Origin of the sequence: Haloarchaeobius iranensis (assembly GCF_900103505.1) — an archaeon.
Lineage (GTDB): Archaea > Halobacteriota > Halobacteria > Halobacteriales > Natrialbaceae > Haloarchaeobius > Haloarchaeobius iranensis.
Window position 1 is genome coordinate 1 of record NZ_FNIA01000008.1, and the last position, 16,525, is coordinate 16,525.

Sequence of the window (16,525 nt, forward strand, 5' to 3'; positions counted from 1 at the left end):
TCTACCGAAGGAGCATCTTGCAGGGTCGCTGAACTCATTCCACCTCAGCGTTCACCCTGCTCCTTGGTGTGGTAATCGTTCTATGACACCCTCTGCCAACTATAACTATTGTGGACGACTCACGACTCGATACGCGGGACGCGGGCGGGGTCGAACCAGCGGTGGCCGGAACGTTCAAGCAGCGTCTCGGGCCGGGGGAGCCCGTCAGTCGAGCGCGCTGGCGGCGCGGATGATGGTCTCCTCGCCGAACGCCGGGCCGACGAGCTGCAGGCCGACGGGGAGCCCGTCGGTCTCGCCCGCCGGCACCGAGATGGCGGGGAGGTCCGCGAGGTTGACCGGCACCGTGTTGGCGTCGGCGAGGTACATCTTCAGCGGGTCCGAGAGGCTCTCGCCGAGCTCCATCGGCGGGACGGGCATCGTCGGCGACGCGAGCACGTCCGCCTCCGAGAGCGCCTCGTCGAAGTCCTGCTTGACCCAGGCGCGGGCGTCCTGTGCCTGCTTGTAGTACTTGTCGTGGTAGCCGGCGGAGAGGGCGTACGTCCCGAGCAGGACCCGGCGCTTGACCTCGGCACCGAATCCCTCCTCTCGGGCCCGGCCGAACACCTCGTTCCAGTTCCCGTCGTAGCCGCCGGAGTGGCCGTACCGCACGCCGTCGAACCGTGCGAGGTTCGAGGACGCCTCGGACATCGCGATGACGTAGTACGCCTGCACCGCGTACTCGACGGACTCCAGGCTCACCTCGTGAGTGGTCGCGCCCTGCGCTTCGAGCTGGTCGAGCGCGTCGTAGAACGTCTCCACGACGCCCTCGTCGGCCCCCTCGACCAGTTCGGTCGGGACGCCGATGGAGAGGCCGTCGACGTCGCCGTCGGCGGCAGCGGCGTAGTCCGAGTCCGCACCCTCCTTCCGGGTGGTCGCGTCGCGCTCGTCCGGGCCGGCGATGACGTCGAGCAGCGCGGCGGCCTCCTCGACGGTCGAGCCGAAGGGACCGATCTGCTCCAGCGAGTTCGCGTAGGCGACGAGGCCGTAGCGAGAGACCAGTCCGTACGTCGGCTTGATGCCGACGACCCCACAGAACGCGGCGGGACAGCGCACCGAGCCGCCGGTGTCGCTGCCGAGCGCGAGGTCGGCCTCGCCCGCGGCGACCGCCGCCGCGGACCCGCCGGAGGAGCCGCCCGGAACACGCCCGTCCGCGACCGGGTTCTCCGTCGCGCCGAACGCGCTCGTCTCGGTCGTCGTGCCCATCCCGAACTCGTCCATGTTCGTCTTGCCGACGATGTCCGCGCCGGCGTCCTTCAGCCGCTCGACGACCGTCGCGTCGTACGGCGGCACGTAGTCCTCCAGCATCGCGGAGCCGCAGGTCGTCCGGACGCCCTCGGTGGAGATGTTGTCCTTGACGGCGACGGTGGTGCCGGCCAGCGGGCCGTCGTCGGCACCCTCGACCGTCTCCTCGCTGATGAAGATGCTCATGAGACGTTCGGCCCCCTGAAGTAGCCGTCCTCTGTCTCGTCGGCGTTCGACAGCGCCTCCGCCTGACTCAGCCCCTCGCGCACCTCGTCGGGCCGCATCACGTTGACGAGGTCGGCGTCGCGCTCGACCGTCGGCACCTCGTCGAGGGCGTGGAAGTAGTCGAGGATGTCGGCGAACTGGTCCGCGAACTCGTCGACCTCGTCCTCGTCGAGGTCGACCCGCGCCAGCTCTGCGACGTGGCGCACGTCGTCGGGCGTCGCCTCGGTGTCGCTCATGCGCCAACGAAGTCGGTTCCGCAGAGTAAGCGTTTCGATACGGGGTTGGCCAGGGCAGGAGTCGTCGACGGCTGTCCGGTGGGGTGGTTACCCTGGGGTTACCTAATCGACAAAAAATCCTGTTCGAACAGTGACTTGATAGCCCGAAACACCAACGATAGTTAGCCCAAGCGTTTAAGTCCTGCTCGCTGCAACAGTTTGCGTACGACCCCCGTTCTGAACACGCGTTCAGACACCCCACAATGACTGACACGAGTATCCGACGCCAGCAGACCGACGAGAGTCGGGAGGCGCGAACGACCGAGACAGAAACGACCGAGAACCTGCGGACCTGCCCGGAGTGCACCGGACAGCTGGTCGACGACGAAGAACACGGCGAGACGGTCTGTGCGGACTGCGGCCTCGTCGTCGACGAGGACTCCGTCGACCGCGGGCCCGAGTGGCGCGCGTTCGACGCCGCCGAGAAGGACTCGAAGTCCCGCGTCGGCGCGCCGACGACGAAGATGATGCACGACGACGGCCTGTCGACGAACATCGGCTGGCAGAACAAGGACGCCTACGGCCGGCAGCTCAGCTCGAACCAGCGCAAGAAGATGCAGCGCCTGCGCACCTGGAACGAGCGCTTCCGCACCCGCGACAGCAAGGAGCGTAACCTCAAGCAGGCCCTCGGCGAGATCGACCGCATGGCCAGCGCGCTCGGCCTCCCGAAGAACGTCCGCGAGACGGCGTCGGTCATCTACCGCCGCGCGCTCGCCGAGGACCTCCTCCCTGGACGCTCCATCGAGGGTGTCGCGACGGCGTCGCTGTACGCCGCGGCCCGACAGGCCGGGACCCCGCGCAGCCTCGACGAGGTGACCAACGTCAGCCGCGTCGAACGCGACGAGATCGCCCGCACGTACCGCTACGTCGTCCGCGAGCTGAACCTCGAAATCCAGCCGGCCGACCCGGTGAGCTACGTCCCACGCTTCGCGAGCGAGCTCGGCGTGAGCGACGAGGGCGAACGACGGGCGCGCCAGCTGCTCGAGACCGCCAAGCGCGAGGGCCTCCACTCGGGGAAGTCCCCGGTCGGTCTCGCCGCCGCCGCGGTCTACGCCGCCTCGCTGCTCGCCAACGAGAAGGTCACCCAGAGCGAGGTCAGCGAGGTCGCGAACATCTCCGAGGTCACCATCCGGAACCGCTACCACGAACTGCTCGAGGCCGGGCACCCGGCCTGACCGCTACTTCTGGCGACGGTACTCCTCGTCGGACGGGAACCACTTCGAGCCGTACTGGACCACCGCGAGCAGCGCCGCCGCGGTCAGCCCGAGCACCGCCAGCCAGAACCCGCCGAACTGCAACACGTCGTCGGTCCCGCCCGCACAGTCCTCGAACTCCCGCCCCTCGACCTCGTACAGGGTGCCCTCGAACTGGACGGTCCGTTCCGCCAGCTCGCTGCGGTACTGCGTCGGCTCCAGGAACATCGTCCGGTTCTCCCTGACAGCGGTTCCCACGGGTTCCTGCACCTCGTGCGAGAGGTTCCCCGCCTCGACGACCGGCCGGTCCGTCTCGTTCACCTTCGTCAGCGAGACCCCGATCTGCGTCTCGCAGTTGTCCGAGACGAGGAACGTGCCGGCCGCCGCGACGCCGGCACCGAGCAGGAACACGACCAGCGCGACGGCGATTGCGACCGCTCCCAGTCCGATAGTGCGCCCCGGGTCACGGTCGGCTGTCTCTCCTGCCATCCGTCGTTCGAACTGGCGGCCCACGCGAGTAAAGACGTTCGGTCCGCGGAAGCGGCGGTGGTGGTTCGACGCCTTCGAGCCTGTCGACCCGGCCGGGGAGGCCGCGGCAGGGACGGGCCGCCGCCTCCGAAGCTCCAACTGATTGTGACCCTCGCCCGCTGGCGCACGGGAGGCCCGGAGTCACTCCCCGGGGACCAGCGACTCGACGTACTTCGTCACGTGGTCGTCCATCCGGCGCTTGTAGCCGGCCTGTCGAGCCAGCCGGTCGAGCTCGCGGGACGCCAGACTCCCGTACTGCACTGCCTTCTTCTCCCGGCTGGCGACGGCTTCCGGAACCCACTCCCGCGCGGCGAGCCGGAGCGCACGCTTCCGCGTTCCGTCGTCGTCCACGAGCAACTCGCCGGCCAGGGGGAGTGCGGCCTCGACGACGGCGTCGTGCAGCAGGGGCGCGACCGGCTCCACGCCGGCCCCTCGCAACGAGAGCACGTCCCGTTCGAGCTGACCGGGCAGGCTCCGGACCATCTCTCGCACCGCGCCGCGGACCGTCTCGGCCTCGACGCGGGGGTCCTCCGGGGCCTTCGCGACCTTGGCGTAGCCGCCGAACAGCTCGTCCGCGCCCTGGCCGACCGCGAGGTGGTCGTAACCGTCGGCGGCGACGCGCTCGGCGACGAGGTAGAGGGGGAGCGATATCTGCACGTCCATCGCGTTCGTGCGGCCCGTCGATGCGACGATTTCGGGCACCGCACGCTCGATTGCGTCGTGGGTGAGTTCGACGACGGTGAGGTCGACACCCATCGCGTCGGCGGCCGAGCGTGCGGCCTCGACGTCGTGGCTGTCGGGGAAGCCCGCGACGTAGCAGGGACCGTCGACGAGCGCGGCGACGAGCGCGGAGTCGACGCCGCCGGAGAACGCGACCGCGACCGGCGCGTCCGGGAGCGACGCCGCGCTCTCGCGGATGGCGTCGCGGAGGTCGGCGACGGCCGCGTCGGTGCCGGTCGTCGGTTCTGGGTCGGGGAGTGACCACGCCTGCGTCTCCCGTCCGTCGGCGGTGCGTCGCACGCCGGCGGGCAGGCTCCGGGGCGCGTCGAGGGCCGTCGGGTCGAACGACCACCGCGGGCCGTCGTTGCTGGCGTCGCTCCCGTCGTCGTAGTCGTCGACGAAGACGGGTCGCCGACCGAGGACGTCACGCACGAGGGCACCGTCGAGCTCCCCAGCGAAGCCCGTCGTCCCGGGGAGCGGGTCGCCGGTCTCGACGGCGTGACGGACCGTCGCGGGGTCGGCACCGTCGAGGGTCACGGCAGGAACTCGTGCATCCGGTTCTTCACGCGCCGCTTCGCCCCGCCGGCGGCCTGCCGGAAGCTGATCCGCCACGGCGTCCGGCGACCCTCGACGGTCGTCCGGCCCTCGCGGATTGCGTCGAGCACCTCCTCGACCGTGGGCTCGTCCGTGTCGACGCGGGTGACGGCCTGGCCGACCATCTCGCTGATGTGGGCGTCGCTGCCGGCGGTCATCGGCAGCTGGTACTCGCGGGCGAAGCGCTCCGCCTGGCGGTTCGAGCGCCCCGTGAGGAGCCGCGAGTTGTAGACCTCGATGGCGTCGGCGGTCGCCAGCTCGGCGCGGGTGATGTTCTCCATGACGCCGCTTCTGGACTCCTGGAACGGGTGGGGGACGACGGCGATACCGCCGAGGTCCCTGATGATGTCGAGGGTCTCGGCGAACGGCCGGCCCTCCGGAACGAGCTCCTCGACGCCGAGCGCGAGGACGTGGCCGTCCGCGCTCGTCACCTCCATGCCGGGGATGCCGAGCAGGCCGTACTCGGCGGCCTTCTCGGCGGCGTCGAGACTGGCGTCGATCTCGTCGTGGTCGGTCACCGCCAGCGCGTCGAGCCCGACGGCCTCGGCCTGTCCGAGGAGCAACTCGACAGGGTCACGGCCGTCGTACGAGAGCGACGAGTGGCAGTGCAACTCGACCGATAGCACGCGCTGAGCTACCGGCGGGAGGGCTAAAAGCGCCTCGGTACGTCCGCACGCTATCGAGTTCGCCGGAGACGGACGGCGTCTGAACGCGTCGAACGGTCGGAAAACGAGTTCTTCATTGGTCCTCGTCGTCGTCTCCGTGGCCCGAACCGACAAGACACCTCCGGCCGAGGTGGTGCACGTGCGTCGCAACGACTCGCTCTCGGTCGGCAAGCTGTTCCTCGGGTTCCTCGGGCTCTCGGCGGCGTCGGCCCTCTCCCTCGGAATCCTGGTCGCGGCCGGGGCGACACCCGTGGCCAGTGCGGTCGGCATCGCCGACACCTGGCTGCTGCTGTGTGCCGTCCTCACGCCGATTCTGGTCGCCCGGTACCGCCACCTGTTCCTCGGAGCGGTCGCGGACCTGGGCCGGGTCCTCCACCCCGGCCGGGCCGCGGAGTCCGGCCCGATACTCGTCGTGTTCGAGGCGGTCGCGACGGCCGTGCTCGCCCACGGAACGCTGACGATGCTGCTACACGCCGAGCTCGGCGGTCGCGAGGGGTACGGCTACGACTCGTACTCCGTCGCCGACGCCCTCGGCTGGGAGACGGTGCTCGGCGTCGGCGAGATCGGGGCCGTCGTCGTCTTCGTCGGTGGCTGGCTGCTGTGGGGCGCTGCCTGGGTGGTCGAGGGGCTGGCGGTGACCGAGAGCGGTTGAGTGTTCACGAACGTGCGCATAGAAACGCATAAACCGCCCGGGTATCGACATGAGGATGAATGAGCCTCGCCGACTCCGACCGCGAACTCGTCGTGGACGAACTCGGGCGCGACCCCACACGGGCGGAGGCCGCGCTCTTCGAGAACCTCTGGAGCGAACACTGCGCGTACCGCTCCTCCCGGCCCCTGCTCGGTGCGTTCGACTCCGAGGGTGACCAGGTCGTCGTCGGTCCCGGCGACGACGCCGCCGTCGTCGCCCTCCCCGACCCCTCGGGCGACGGCTACTCGGACACGTACATCACGCTGGGCGTCGAGAGCCACAACCACCCCTCCTACGTCGACCCGTTCGACGGCGCGGCGACGGGCGTCGGCGGCATCGTCCGCGACACGATGTCGATGGGCGCGTACCCCATCGCGCTCGCGGACTCGCTGTACTTCGGGGAGTTCGCCGAACCACGTTCGGCGGCCCGTCGGACGAAGTCCGACGATGTCGACCGCGAGCACTCCCGGTACCTCTTCGAGGGCGTCGTCGAGGGCATCAGCCACTACGGCAACTGCATCGGCGTCCCCACGGTCGCCGGCAGCGTCGACTTCCACCCCGACTACGAGGGCAACCCGCTCGTCAACGTCGCCTGCGTCGGCCTCACCGACGCGGACCGGATGGTCACCGCCGAGGCACAGGAACCGGGCAACAAGCTCGTCCTCGTCGGCAACGCGACGGGGCGCGACGGCCTCGGCGGCGCGTCCTTCGCCAGCGAGGACCTGAGCGAGGACGCAGAGACCGAGGACCGCCCCGCGGTGCAGGTCGGCGACCCGTACTCGGAGAAACTGCTCGTCGAGGCCAACGAGGTGCTCGTCGAGGAGCGGCTCGTCCAGTCGGCCCGCGACCTCGGCGCGGCCGGCCTGGGTGGCGCGTCGTCCGAACTCGTCGCGAAGGGCGGGCTGGGTGCGGAGATCGAACTCGACCGGGTCCACCAGCGCGAACCCAACATGAACGCACTGGAGATCCTGCTCGCCGAGTCCCAGGAGCGGATGTGCTACGAGGTCCGGCCCGGGGACGTGGACAGGGTCCAGGAGATCGCCGAGCGCTTCGACCTCGGCTGCTCGGTCATCGGCGAGGTGACCGACGGCAACTACGTCTGCACCTTCGAGGGCGAGGACGGCGAGCGCGAGACGGTCGTCGACGCCCCCGCCGAGTTCCTGGGCGACGGCGCGCCGATGAACGACCTCCCGGCCGAGGAGCCGCCCGAGCCCGCGGTCGACCGCCCCGATGTCCCGCTCCGCGAGGCGTACGAATCGGTCGTCGGCAGCCCGACGACCGCCTCCAAGCGCTGGGTGTACCGGCAGTACGACCACGAGGTCGGCGTCCGGACCAGCGTGCTCCCGGGTGACGACGCGGCACTCGTCGCCATCCGCGAGACCGAGGACGAGGACGGCGTCGGCACCGGACTCGCCATCTCGGCCGGCGCGGACCCGCTCTGGACCGAGTGCGCGCCCTACGACGGGGCTCGCGCCGTCGCGCTGGAGAACGCGACCAACCTCGCCGCGAAGGGTGCGACGCCGCTCGCCGCGGTGGACTGCCTGAACGGCGGCAACCCGGAGAAGCCCGACGTGTACGGCGGGTTCAAGGGTATCGTCGACGGGCTCGCCGACATGTGTGCCGACCTCTCGGTCCCGGTCGTCGGCGGCAACGTCTCGCTGTACAACGACTCGCCCTCCGGTCCCATCCCGCCGACGCCCACGGTCGCGATGGTCGGGACGAAGGCCGGCTACGACGCGCCGCCGATGGCCGCCGCAGAGGAGGGCGAGCTCCTGCTCGTCGGCGACCGGTCGCTGGGCGGCGACGACGGCGCACAGCCACTCGGCGGCTCGGAGTACCTCGCCCGCAACGGCGGCTCGGACGAGTTCCCCGCGCTCCCGGCGGACCCCGAGAGCTTCGTCGCGGCGCTCGCCGCGGTCGCCGACGCCGACCACGTACAGGCGACCCACGACGTGAGCCACGGCGGCCTCGCCGTCGCGCTCGCCGAGATGGTCCACGAGGACGCCGGGCTGCGCGTCGCCCTGCCCGAGCAGGGTGGTCTCGGCTCCCAGCGCGAGCAGACCGGCCTCCTGTTCAACGAGCAGCCCGGCCGCGTGCTGGTCCAGACGACCGACCCCGACGCCGTACGCGAGGCGTTCGTCGGTGTCGCACCCGTCGCCAGCATCGGCGAGGGGACCAACGACGGCCGTCTCGAGCTGACGACGTTCTGGACGGAACTGACGTACGACGCCGCCGAAATCGCGGACCTGCGGTCGGTCATCGCCGACACGATGGAGTGACCGGGCCGTCCCGGACGCCGATACCCGCCTGACTCGGCCACAGCGACGGCTGCTACAGCCCGTCGCCCCCGTCATCTTCATATACTCCAAGTAGCAACACGAGTACAATGTCTTCGGACACCGGGGGTCGGTGAGCCGTGGCGGACTCACCCGCGGTCCTCATCGTCGAGGACGAACCCGACCTGGCGAACCTGTACGCGGCGTGGCTCAGGGACGCCTGCAGCGTGAAGACGGCGTACAACGGCAGCCAGGCGCTGGAGGCGATGGACGAATCGCGCGACATCGTCCTGCTCGACCGCCGGATGCCCGGGCTCTCCGGCGACCAGGTGCTCTCGACCATCCGCGAGCGCGAGCTCGACACCCGCGTCGCGATGGTGACCGCGGTCGAGCCCGACTTCGACATCATCCAGATGGGGTTCGACGACTACCTCGTCAAGCCGGTGTCGAAGGCGGACCTGCTCTCGACCATCGACCAGCTCCTCCTCCGCTCGACCTACGACGAGCAGATACAGCAGTTCTTCGCGCTCGCCTCGAAGAAGGCGCTGCTCGACTCCCAGAAGACCGAGGCGGAGCTCCGGGCCTCCGAGAAGTACGCCCGGCTGGAGGACCGGCTGAACGTGATGCGCGCCCAGATCGACGAGACCATCACCGAGCTGTCGAACCACGACGCGTACCGTCGGGTCTGTCAGGACCTCTCCAGAACCGACTGAGGAGAGCGCTCGCGTCGGACCTACTTCTGCGAGACCTCGAACGTGACCATCCCGGTCACGGAGAACTGCGTCCCGCTGGCCTGGCCCGTCGACACGTCGACCTCCCAGCCGTGGGCCTCGGCAATCTCGCGGGCGACCGCCAGCCCGAGCCCGGAGCGCTCGCTGCCCGTCGTCGTCTCGGGCTCGAACACACGGTCGAACTCGGTCTCGGGGATGGCGGCGGCGTCGTCGAGGATGTAGAACCCGGTCGGCTTGCCCGTGGCGTCGTCCTCGACCGGGCCGATGCGGACCGTCGCGTCGCCCTTCGCGCGGGTGGTCACGTCGTTGAACACCGTCTCGAGCATGTGGACGAAGCGGGCGCGCTCGGCGCGCACGCTGCCCTCGAACTCGAGGTAGACGGTCATGTCCTCGGCGATCGACGCGTCGAGCGCGTCCGAGAGGGCGCTCTCGAAGTCGACCGAGGAGCGCGACCCCATCGCGCTCTGGTCGCGAGCGAACTCCAGCACGTCGTCGACGAGCTCCTCGGCGCGGGTGAGCGTCTCCGTCACCGCGGGGTCGTGGCTCTCCTCGTCGAACTCGCTGGCGACGTCGTCGAGGTGCTGCTGCAGGTCCTCCGAGAGGATGTCAGCGACGGCACGCAGCCGTTCGGACTGGCGGGCGAGGGACTGTTTGCGGTCCTGGAGCAGCTTCTCGCGGTCGGACCGGTCGAGGGCCGCCTCGGTGTTCGACGCGAGCAGCGAGACCAGCTCGAGGTCGGTGTCGTCGAACCCCTCGACGCGCGTCGAGCCGGTCATGATGACACCGTGGGTCCCGATGGGGACGATGATCTCCGAGCGAAGCGGCGTGTCCTCGTTGTAGATGTCCGACTCCTGGGTGAGGTCGTCGAACATCTTCGGCTCGCCCTCGCGGTAGACGTCCCAGATGAGGCCCTCGCCCTCGTAGAACTGCGGGAGGCCGCCGAGCTCGGTGTGCGCGCCCATCGTCGCCGCCATCGGGTCGAGGCAGCCGCGCTCGTCGTCGATGAGCCAGACACCCGAGATGGGCAGGTCGAGCAGTTCGTCGGCGGCGTGGACGGCGACGGAACAGATCTCGGCGGCGTCCTCCGCCCCGAACAGCCAGCGCGTGACCTCGTGCAGGGAGTCGACGGTCTCCTCGTACTCCCGCTGCTCGGTCACGTCGCGGATGACGCCCGCGACGCTCGCGAGGCCCTCGCCGAGCGGGACCATCCGCATCTCGCCGATGCGTTCCTCGCCGTCGGCGTTGGTGAACGAGAGCTCGAAGCGCTGGTAGCTTGTCTCGCCGGACTGCAGCGTGCCGATCGCCTCGCCGATGGCCATCGCGCCCTCGGAGTCGATGTTCGCGAGCTCGGGGAGCCGCCGGATCGGCTGGCCGACGAGCTCGTCCCGCGTCGCGCCGAGGGTCTCCTCGATGGCCTCGTTCACGCTGGCGATGCGGTCGTCGTCGTCGACGGTGAGCACGCCGTCGTGGACCGCCTCGACGACCCGGGCGTGCTGTGCGAGCTCGTTCTCGCGCTCCTTCCGGTCGGTGATGTCGCGGAGGTACACCGAGAGCCCCGACTCGGAGGGGTAGGCGTTGGCCTCGAACCAGGTGTCGAGCGGGTTGTGGTACACCTCGAAGGAGACCGGCTCCTGGGCCTCCATCGCCTGGTGGAAGCCCTCGGGGAACTGCGTCTCGACCGTCTCCGGGAACTCGTCCCACATCACCCGGCCGATGAGCTGGCGGCGCGACCGCTTGAGCATCGACTCGGCGCGGTCGTTGATGTACGTAAAGCGCCAGTCGCCGTCGAGGGCGAAGAACGCGTCTCCGACGCGGTCGAGGATCGGGACCGAGCGGTCCGTCGCGTGTGGCCCGTTGCTCACCCTCCGTCCACCTCGTCGGCTTGGGACTGTCGTGGAGGGCGCGAGATGGTGAGGCGAGAATGCATGGCTGCGGGGTCGTACGGGGGTACGTGATTCCCCTACTTACGTTTCGTGGCCAGGCTCGCCGCCGCCATCGGAGCGGAGTCCCCCACTCCGCCCGGTCGACGGCCGCACTCCTCACAGTGTGCAGACAGCTTCGGACGCCGCCGCTGTCCCCCCGGAACGACGGGGTCGGCATGACTGCCATCCAGTGTTGGACTGGTCGCCGGCGGAGCTGTCCGTCTGTCGCCACGTTCGTAGCCGCTGACGCCGCCTTCGAGACGGCACGACCGACCCCGGGGACTCCGTGAGCGGCCTGCAGGGCACCCCGAACAGGGGCCGCAGACAAGAGTTAACTCGGTTCTCGCCCTGGCTCCGGTATGACAGTCGTCGTCGTGGGCGGTGGCATCGTCGGGATGGCGGCCGCGTACAGCCTCGCCGAGCGGGGCCGCGAGGTCGTCTGCTGCGAGAAGGGCTCGCTCGGGTCGGGGAGCACCGAGCGCTCGGCCGGCGGCATCCGAACGCAGTTCTCCACGCGGGTGAACGTCAGGCTCTCACTGGCGAGCATCGCGGTCTGGGAGTCCTTCGAGGCGGAGTTCGGGGTCGACATCGAGTACCGGCGCTCCGGCTACCTCTTCCTGGCCCGCGAGGAGGCGACCGTCGAGGACTTCGCGGCCAACGTGGCCATGCAGCAGGAGGAGGGTGTCGACAGCGAGCTGCTCACCCCGGAAGAGGCACGGGAGCACTGTCCAGAGCTCGATCCGTCGCCCTTCCGTGCGGCGACGTACTGCCCGACGGACGGCTTCGCCGACCCCCACCTCGCACTGCAGGGCTACTCGCAGGCGGCCGCCGAGGCCGGCGTCGAGGTGCGCACGAAGACGCCCGTCACCGACGTCCACCGCGACGGCGACGGGCGGGTGACCGGCGTCGAGACCCCCGACGGCGCCATCGACGCCGACTACGTCGTCAACGCCGCCGGGCCCTGGGCGGGCGGGCTGAACGAGCTGGCGGGCGTGGACCTGCCCGTCGCGCCGAAGCGCCGGCAGGTCGCCGTCGTCGACCCGGAGACGCCGGTGCCCGAGTCCACCCCGCTGACCATCGACCTCGACACCGGTTCGTACTTCCGGCCCGAGCGGGAGGGCGCGGCGCTCGTCGGCGGCCACTTCGGCGGCGACGACCCCGAGGTGGACCCGGACCGCTTCTCGGCGTCGGCCGACACCGACTGGACGGTCGAGGCCGTCGAGCACGCCGCCGCCTACGCCTCCTACTTCGGCCCCGAGACCCGCATCAAGAACGGCTGGGCGGGGCTGTACGCGGTCACGCCCGACCACCATCCCATCGTCGAGGAGGTCGCGCCGGGCTACCTCGTCGCCATCGGCTTCTCGGGCCACGGTTTCCAGCACGCCCCCGCCACGGGGCGCCTCGTCGCGGACCTGGTGGTCGACGGCGAGACCGACCTGGTGCCCCTCGACGCGCTCTCGGCCGACCGGTTCGAGCGCGGGGAGACCCACGACGAGCGGAACGTCGCCTGAGCGGCGAGGACCGTGCCGTCGTCGGGAGCGGCCAGTTCAGAAGAAGTCGAGGACCGCGGCGTCGTTCTCGGGGAACAGCCGGTCGAGCGTCGCGAGGGTCTCGTCGTCCGCGGTCAGGTCGGTGGTCTTCGCCAGCGACCCCGCCGGCGCGTAGCCGACGAGCAGCTGGGTGAGCGCGCCGACGTCAAGCTCTGCGTCGGCGTCACCCTCGACGCGGTGCACCGTCCCCGACCCGGCGCTCACGTCGACGCTGAAGGTGTCGTCGTTCCACGGGGCGAGCCCGTCGGACACGTCGACGGTGACCGTGCCGTCGGCCCCGTAGGCGACCGTCTCCAGCGCGTCGGCCACGTCCACGATGCGGACCATCGGCCCGCCCTGTAACTCCACGTCGAGGTCGTCCCGGTCGTCGACAAGGTCGGGCAGGTCGGTGCCGCGCTGCTCGTGCAGCGTCACCGTCGACACCTGCGAGTCGTGGTCGCGGCAGAACGCGAGACACCGCAGGTACGCCTCGTGGTCGCGCGCCCGGTGCTCCCAGACATCCAGCTCGCGGCCGTCCTCGCCCTCGTTCACCTCGTAGATGACGTACGCCCGCAGCTCGTCGTCCGTGCCCCAGCCGTAGACGAACGGGTCGTCCTCCCAGCCGGTGAACCGTCGGTGTCGCCACCAGTCCTCGTCGCGGTCGACGGTCAGGTCCATCCCCGCGGTGTCGGCGCGGTAGACGGCGTCGGCTTCCGCCCAGTCGTCGGCGTCGAGCCGCCGCCAGCGCGTGTCCTCGGCGGTCCGGCCCGCTCGCTCGGCGGCCGCGTCGGCAGCCTCGGCGGCGAACGCGAGGGCCGCCGGCGGGCAGGAGATGTCGACGTACCGGTTCGCCGTCTCCCAGCCGTACTGCCGGTAGAAGCCGTACTCGAACGGCCACAGGGTACAGATTGGTGCGCCCCGCTCGTGGTACTCCTCGACCGACGCTTCGAGCATCCGCCGGACGTTTCCACCGCGGCGGTGCTCGGGCGGTGACGCCACCGCGGAGAGTCCCGGCATCTCCACGGTCGCACCCCGGAGCGACGTCTCGAACCAGTAGTGCCGACAGACGGCGAGCGGCTCGCCGTCGTCGGCGAACAGCCCGCGTTTCACGCCGAGGCGGTCGCGCTCGTCTGCCTCCTCGGGGTCGTACTCCATGCTCTCGGGACCTGCCTGTGGACGGAAGGCGTAGGTGACGAACTCGTGGAAGGTCGCCGCCTCGTCGTCCGTGAGTGGGCGGTACTCGGTCATGGTCGAGTCGGCGACGCCGCGGGGCAAGAAGGTTGCTGTCCCGTGGTTGGCGGTCCCACGCTCCGCGGGGTGGCTCAGTCCGAGATGTACGCCTCGAACCGGCGCATCGCCTCGCGCAGGTCGTCGAGCCCGGTGGCGTAGGAGACCCGGAGGTGGCCCTCACCGCCGTCACCGAACGCGTCGCCCGGGACCATCGCCACGCCCTCCTCGCGCAGGAGCCCCTCGGCGAACGCCTCCGCCGACTCGTCGGTCGGCACCTCGGGGAAGACGTAGAACGCGCCTCTCGCCCGGAAGCAGTCGACCCCCATCTCGTCGAACCGGGAGAGGACGAACCGCCGCCGTCGGTCGTACTCGTCGACCATCGTCCCGACCTCGTCGTCGCAGGAGCGCAGCGCCTCGAGCGCGGCGTACTGCGCGGTCGTCGGGGCCGACAGCATGCCGTACTGGTGGACCCGGTTGATGGCCGTCGTCACCTCGGGCGGGGCCATCGCGTAGCCCAGCCGGAGGCCCGTCATCGCGTACGCCTTCGAGAAGCCGTTGAAGACGACCGTGCGCTCGCGCATCCCCGGCAGCGTCGCGATGGACGTGTGGTCGTTCTCGTACTGGAGCTCGGCGTATATCTCGTCCGAGAGGACACCGACGTCGTGCTCCCGGCAGAACTCGGCGACGGGTCCGAGCTCCTCGCCGGTCATCACGGCGCCGGTCGGGTTGTTCGGGTAGCAGAGCATCAGCAGGTCGGCGTCGGCCGCACCCGCCCGCTCCAGGGCCTCGTACGTGAGCTTGAACTCGTCCGCTTCGCGGGTCGGCACGCGCAGGGGCTCGCCGCCGGCGAACACGACGCCGGGCACGTACGAGATGTACGCCGGCTCGACGACGGCGACGGTGTCGCCGGGGTCGACGAGCGCCCGGAGCGTCGCGTCGACGGCCTCGCTCACGCCCGTCGTCACCAGTATCTCCTCGTCGGCGTCGTAGTCGAGGTCGTAGCGGTCGTCGACGTGCCCCGAGATGGCCCGCCGTAGCTCCAGCAGCCCCCGGTTCGACGTGTAGCTCGTCCGGCCGCGTTCCAGCGAGTCGATGGCCGCGTCGCGGGCCGCCCACGGCGCGGAGAAGTCGGGCTCGCCGACGCCCAGCGAGATGACGTCGTCGCGCTCCTCCGCCAGCTCGAAGAACTTGCGGATGCCCGACGGTGGCACCGACCGCACGCGTTCGGAGATGTCCAGTCCCATGGTCAGGGTGACACCGAGAGTCTGTCGTCGTCGTCGTCGTCGTTCAGCGCGACCCCGCGGTCCTTGTACGTCGTCATGACGTAGTGCGTGACCGTCTGGGTCACCTCCGGGACCGGCGCGACCTTCTCGCTGATGAAGATGGAGACGTCGTGCATCGACGACCCCTCGACCTCCATGAGGAAGTCGTAGTCGCCGCTGACGAGGCGCAGCGTCTTCACCTGCGGGAACCGGGCGATCCGCTCGGCGATGTCGCCGTAGCCCGTCTCGCGGTCGAGCGTGACGTTGAGCTCGACGGTCGCACGGACCACCTCGCGGTCGGTCTTCTCCCAGTCGACGATGGCCTGGTAGCCAGCGACGACGCCCTCGGCCTCGAGGTCCGCGAGTGCTGCCTCGACCTCGTCCTCGGACAGGTCGGTCATGCGTGCGAGGTCCGCCGTCGTGTGACGTGCGTCCTCGACCAGCAGGTCGAGCAGGTCGTCCCGTGCCGTCATACCCCTACAAGTCGGTGAGGGAGTCAAAAGCGTTTCTTCCGCGTCGGGGTTCGCCGCGAACGAATCGGCCGGTCGACTCACTCCGGGACGTGCCCGAAGTCGACGTCCTCGAACGCACCCGGGCGGCGACCCTCCGTCGCGTAGACGTAGAGTGCGGTCTTCGCGATGCTCGACAGGGTCGTGCTGAAGAGGTACATGCAGACGAACAGTCCGGCGACGACCGCCAGGGTGAGGCCGACACCGACGCCGCTGCCGGAGGCGACGCCACCGACGACGAGCAGTGCAGCGACGAGCACGACCGGCAGCATGAGCAGGAACGTCACGATGCCGACGCCGAAGTGCGCGCCGGCGGTCTCGCCCCAGGTCTGCTTGAACGTGTCGCCGCTCCGGCGTATCGCCTCGACGACGGACACGTCCTCGAAGGCGATGACGGGGACGACGAAGTAGGTGAGGATCGACCACGCGACGCTGACGATGCTCGCCAGTATCTCCGCCACGAGGTTGTCCTGGCTGTCGATGAGCTGGATGATGACGCCGACGGTCGCGGAGACGACCGACCACGCCAGCAGGGTCCCCTTGTTCCGCCACGCCGCCGCCATCCCGCTCCGGAACGACGGGTCGCCACCTTCGAAGGCGGTCCGCGTCTCGTGCACCAGCGCCGCCGTCGTGAACGACGCGACGAACGTCGTCCCGAGGTAGAGCAGGAACAGGGTCGCGTACAGCCCCACGTCCGTCGCGAACACGCCCGCGAGGCTGGAGCCACCGAACAGCAGCGCCATGTACGCCAGCCCGGCGACGCCGCCGACGAGCGGGAACACGGCCAGCTCGGGGTCGCCGCGGAGCACGCGGAGGCTGTCCTTCGTGAGCGCCCAGCCGGTCTTGAGTCTCGTGAGGAAGCCCATAGTGTCGCCAACAGAACAGCCGGATAAA

15 protein-coding genes are annotated in these 16,525 nt (G+C 70.1%); 5 read left to right on the forward strand and 10 right to left on the reverse strand.

The window, feature by feature from the left end:
• Window positions 1–204: 204 nt before the first annotated feature.
• Together gatA and gatC are read right to left on the reverse strand one after the other, a co-directional pair.
• Entirely contained in the window at window positions 205–1,467 is a 1,263-nt protein-coding gene (gene gatA, locus BLT27_RS08370; RefSeq protein ID WP_089732812.1) for an Asp-tRNA(Asn)/Glu-tRNA(Gln) amidotransferase subunit GatA, read from the reverse strand.
• A complete protein-coding gene (gatC, locus tag BLT27_RS08375; RefSeq protein WP_089732814.1) occupies window positions 1,464–1,742 on the reverse strand; it encodes an Asp-tRNA(Asn)/Glu-tRNA(Gln) amidotransferase subunit GatC in 279 nt (92 codons plus the stop codon). Before gatC ends, gatA begins: the two co-directional genes overlap by 4 nt.
• Window positions 1,743–1,984: 242 nt before the next feature.
• Between gatC and BLT27_RS08380 the strand changes: the two genes are divergently transcribed.
• Window positions 1,985–2,956: a transcription initiation factor IIB gene (locus BLT27_RS08380; protein ID WP_089732816.1), complete on the forward strand. Its 972-nt coding sequence runs from the start codon at window positions 1,985–1,987 to the stop codon at window positions 2,954–2,956.
• Between the two features lie 3 nt (window positions 2,957–2,959).
• Here the strand turns inward: BLT27_RS08380 and BLT27_RS08385 are convergent, their stop codons facing one another.
• The 3 genes from BLT27_RS08385 to BLT27_RS08395 form a co-directional block, all read right to left on the reverse strand.
• On the reverse strand, window positions 2,960–3,463 hold the full coding sequence (locus BLT27_RS08385; RefSeq protein ID WP_089732817.1) for a DUF7979 domain-containing protein: 504 nt from the start codon (window positions 3,461–3,463) through the stop codon (window positions 2,960–2,962).
• 180 nt (window positions 3,464–3,643) lie between these two features.
• On the reverse strand, window positions 3,644–4,759 hold the full coding sequence (locus tag BLT27_RS08390; RefSeq protein WP_089732819.1) for an asparagine synthetase B family protein: 1,116 nt from the start codon (window positions 4,757–4,759) through the stop codon (window positions 3,644–3,646).
• Window positions 4,756–5,442 (reverse strand): PHP domain-containing protein, encoded by a 687-nt coding sequence (locus BLT27_RS08395; RefSeq protein WP_089732821.1) that lies wholly within the window; start codon window positions 5,440–5,442, stop codon window positions 4,756–4,758. The genes BLT27_RS08390 and BLT27_RS08395 overlap by 4 nt, the downstream gene beginning before the upstream one ends.
• A 178-nt stretch (window positions 5,443–5,620) precedes the next feature.
• Here BLT27_RS08395 and BLT27_RS08400 point away from each other — a divergent pair, with 178 nt between their 5' ends.
• From BLT27_RS08400 to BLT27_RS08410, 3 genes are all read left to right on the forward strand, one after another.
• Window positions 5,621–6,133, forward strand: a complete 513-nt coding sequence (locus BLT27_RS08400) for a hypothetical protein (protein ID WP_139172282.1) — start codon at window positions 5,621–5,623, stop codon at window positions 6,131–6,133.
• A 59-nt stretch (window positions 6,134–6,192) separates the two neighbouring features.
• Window positions 6,193–8,451, forward strand: a complete 2,259-nt coding sequence (gene purL / locus BLT27_RS08405) for a phosphoribosylformylglycinamidine synthase subunit PurL (RefSeq protein WP_089732824.1) — start codon at window positions 6,193–6,195, stop codon at window positions 8,449–8,451.
• A 137-nt stretch (window positions 8,452–8,588) separates the two neighbouring features.
• The gene (locus BLT27_RS08410) at window positions 8,589–9,161 is read left to right on the forward strand and encodes a HalX domain-containing protein (RefSeq protein ID WP_089732825.1); all 573 of its coding nucleotides are present in this window, start codon (window positions 8,589–8,591) and stop codon (window positions 9,159–9,161) included.
• Between the two features lie 20 nt (window positions 9,162–9,181).
• Here BLT27_RS08410 and BLT27_RS08415 read toward each other — a convergent pair whose 3' ends face one another.
• Window positions 9,182–11,041 (reverse strand): PAS domain-containing protein, encoded by a 1,860-nt coding sequence (locus BLT27_RS08415; protein WP_089732827.1) that lies wholly within the window; start codon window positions 11,039–11,041, stop codon window positions 9,182–9,184.
• 419 nt (window positions 11,042–11,460) lie between these two features.
• Between BLT27_RS08415 and BLT27_RS08420 the strand changes: the two genes are divergently transcribed.
• Entirely contained in the window at window positions 11,461–12,612 is a 1,152-nt protein-coding gene (locus tag BLT27_RS08420) for an NAD(P)/FAD-dependent oxidoreductase (RefSeq protein WP_089732828.1), read from the forward strand.
• A gap of 36 nt (window positions 12,613–12,648) precedes the next feature.
• Here the strand turns inward: BLT27_RS08420 and BLT27_RS08425 are convergent, their stop codons facing one another.
• From BLT27_RS08425 to BLT27_RS08440, 4 genes are all read right to left on the reverse strand, one after another.
• Window positions 12,649–13,878 (reverse strand): GNAT family N-acetyltransferase, encoded by a 1,230-nt coding sequence (locus BLT27_RS08425; protein ID WP_089732830.1) that lies wholly within the window; start codon window positions 13,876–13,878, stop codon window positions 12,649–12,651.
• A gap of 74 nt (window positions 13,879–13,952) precedes the next feature.
• Window positions 13,953–15,104 carry a pyridoxal phosphate-dependent aminotransferase gene (locus BLT27_RS08430; RefSeq protein ID WP_089732832.1) on the reverse strand — a complete coding sequence of 384 codons (1,152 nt, stop codon included), beginning with the start codon at window positions 15,102–15,104 and terminating at the stop codon, window positions 13,953–13,955.
• Between the two features lie 2 nt (window positions 15,105–15,106).
• Window positions 15,107–15,595 (reverse strand): Lrp/AsnC family transcriptional regulator, encoded by a 489-nt coding sequence (locus BLT27_RS08435; protein WP_089732834.1) that lies wholly within the window; start codon window positions 15,593–15,595, stop codon window positions 15,107–15,109.
• Window positions 15,596–15,672: 77 nt separating this feature from the next.
• Window positions 15,673–16,497, reverse strand: a complete 825-nt coding sequence (locus tag BLT27_RS08440; protein WP_089732835.1) for a DUF6159 family protein — start codon at window positions 16,495–16,497, stop codon at window positions 15,673–15,675.
• Between the last annotated feature and the right edge of the window lie 28 nt (window positions 16,498–16,525).

Excerpts from the sequence above, each read along its gene's own strand:
- gatA (WP_089732812.1), bottom strand. The coding sequence starts at position 1,467 with ATGAGCATCTTCATCAGCGAGGAGACGGTCGAGGGTGCCGACGACGGC.
- purL (WP_089732824.1), top strand. The coding sequence starts at position 6,193 with ATGAGCCTCGCCGACTCCGACCGCGAACTCGTCGTGGACGAACTCGGG.
- BLT27_RS08420 (WP_089732828.1), top strand. The coding sequence starts at position 11,461 with ATGACAGTCGTCGTCGTGGGCGGTGGCATCGTCGGGATGGCGGCCGCG.
- BLT27_RS08435 (WP_089732834.1), bottom strand. The coding sequence starts at position 15,595 with ATGACGGCACGGGACGACCTGCTCGACCTGCTGGTCGAGGACGCACGT.
- BLT27_RS08385 (WP_089732817.1), bottom strand. The coding sequence starts at position 3,463 with ATGGCAGGAGAGACAGCCGACCGTGACCCGGGGCGCACTATCGGACTG.
- BLT27_RS08380 (WP_089732816.1), top strand. The coding sequence starts at position 1,985 with ATGACTGACACGAGTATCCGACGCCAGCAGACCGACGAGAGTCGGGAG.
- gatC (WP_089732814.1), bottom strand. The coding sequence starts at position 1,742 with ATGAGCGACACCGAGGCGACGCCCGACGACGTGCGCCACGTCGCAGAG.
- BLT27_RS08425 (WP_089732830.1), bottom strand. The coding sequence starts at position 13,878 with ATGACCGAGTACCGCCCACTCACGGACGACGAGGCGGCGACCTTCCAC.
- BLT27_RS08440 (WP_089732835.1), bottom strand. The coding sequence starts at position 16,497 with ATGGGCTTCCTCACGAGACTCAAGACCGGCTGGGCGCTCACGAAGGAC.
- BLT27_RS08430 (WP_089732832.1), bottom strand. The coding sequence starts at position 15,104 with ATGGGACTGGACATCTCCGAACGCGTGCGGTCGGTGCCACCGTCGGGC.